Annotated in this window: 2 protein-coding genes and 1 pseudogene; 2 read left to right on the top strand and 1 reads right to left on the bottom strand. The window is 73.0% G+C overall.

Going from position 1 to position 1,442, the window contains the following annotated elements; translation table 11 throughout:
- Window positions 1-457: hypothetical protein (locus AB0G02_RS40090; protein ID WP_360805739.1), on the bottom strand; the 457-nt coding region annotated here is incomplete at its 3' end.
- A gap of 279 nt (window positions 458-736) precedes the next feature.
- On the opposite strand from AB0G02_RS40090, the gene AB0G02_RS40085 reads away from it, so the two are divergent.
- Window positions 737-1,234: a DUF1772 domain-containing protein gene (locus AB0G02_RS40085; protein ID WP_360805736.1), complete on the top strand. Its 498-nt coding sequence runs from the start codon at window positions 737-739 to the stop codon at window positions 1,232-1,234.
- Window positions 1,231-1,442 (top strand): annotated as a pseudogene (locus tag AB0G02_RS40080) (hypothetical protein); the annotation flags it as partial. The gene AB0G02_RS40085 and the pseudogene AB0G02_RS40080, both read left to right, overlap by 4 nt.

Genomic DNA, 1,442 nt, shown 5'->3' with positions numbered 1-1,442 from the left:
GCGGGTCGGTGACCGGGTCGTCGCCCACCACGCGCCGGTGGACCCGGACGAACGGGTGGTCGGGCTGCACGAACAGGGCGTGCGGCGACCGGGCGCACTCCCACGGCAGGCGTCGCAACTCGGGGTCCAGGCACAGGAACGTCCGCTCGACCGCGGCCCGCGCCCAGCACTGCCGCACGGTCGGGGGCAGGAGCAGCCGGCCCAGGCGCAGGCCGATGTCGGTGAAGCCCTGCGACTCCGCGTTGCCGTGCAGGAACTCCAGGATCGCGGCCGGGGCGACGGCGACCGGGCCACCGACACCCGCGTCACCCGCGCCCGGATCGACCGCGCCGGCCTCCGTCGCGACGGTGTCCGACGCCGGCGGTTCCGCCGGCCACACCCCGTCGTCACCGAGGCGGAGCTCCACCCGGTTGCCGGTGCCCCGACCGTCCTGCGTGATCTCGATCAACGCGTCCACAGGGGCTCACCCACTCGTCCCGGACACGGCGCCTCCCTGCCGGCCGCTTACCCGTGGAGTCGCCTGTCCGCCAGGCGGGGTTACGAGCAGACACCCGATCGGGGGAATGGCCGTGGGTGGAATCCGGCGGGGGTCACGCAGCGCGTACGTCCAGATGCGTACGTGGACCACGTATCGAGGTCGATGTGGAGGCACCGGCCGCGGACCTAGCGTGAGCGACGTCGAAGGAACCACCCCTGTGAGGGTGCTTCCCCCTCCCCTTGCTCATGCGGAGTTCCCGTGCGCCGACGTTCGCTGTCCCTGATCGTGTCGACCCTGTACACCTGGGTGGCCATGGTCGCCTTCGGCGGCATCCTGGTCGAGACGATCGTCATCTACCCCAACGTGTTCCACGACCCGCCCTCGTCGCTGGCGCTGGCGGTGGACTTCTTCGCGATCACCGGACCGGCCGACCTGTTCCCACCGATGGGCGCGCTCACCGCGGTGCTGGCCGTGGGCACGGTGGTGCTGCTGTGGCGGATCCGGTCGGCACGGCCGTGGGCGCTGGGCGCGCTGGCGTCGTTGGCGCTCGGGGAGTGGCTGTTCTCGGTGCTCTTCTTCTGGCCCCGCAACGAGATCATGTTCACCGAGGGCATCGCGGTGCACTCGGCGGAGGTGCTGCGGCGCACCGCGGTGGAGTTCGAGACCGGCCACTGGGTGCGGCTGGCCATGAGCGGCGTGACGGCCGTGCTCGCCTTCACCGCCCACCAGCGGTTCCGCCGCGCGGCGTCGGCGTGAGCCGCCGGACGGGGCTGCCCGCGGCGTGGCTCTGGGGTCTGGCGGCCCTGGGTGTCCCGAGGGTGGTCGCGCACGACCTGCGGCTGGTCGGGCCGGTCCTCAACGCGGTGCTGGTGGTCGTGCCGGTCCTGGTGTGGACGGTCGTCGGGCTGTGGCGTCGCGTGCCGAACCCGCTGCCGGCGCTGCTCGCGGTCGGGGTCTGCCACGG

Origin of the sequence: Actinosynnema sp. NPDC023658, from assembly GCF_040639995.1 — a bacterium.
Taxonomy (GTDB): Bacteria; Actinomycetota; Actinomycetes; order Mycobacteriales; family Pseudonocardiaceae; genus Actinosynnema.
Note: the sequence above shows the minus strand (reverse complement) of the source record. Positions and strands in the feature narration are given on the sequence as shown.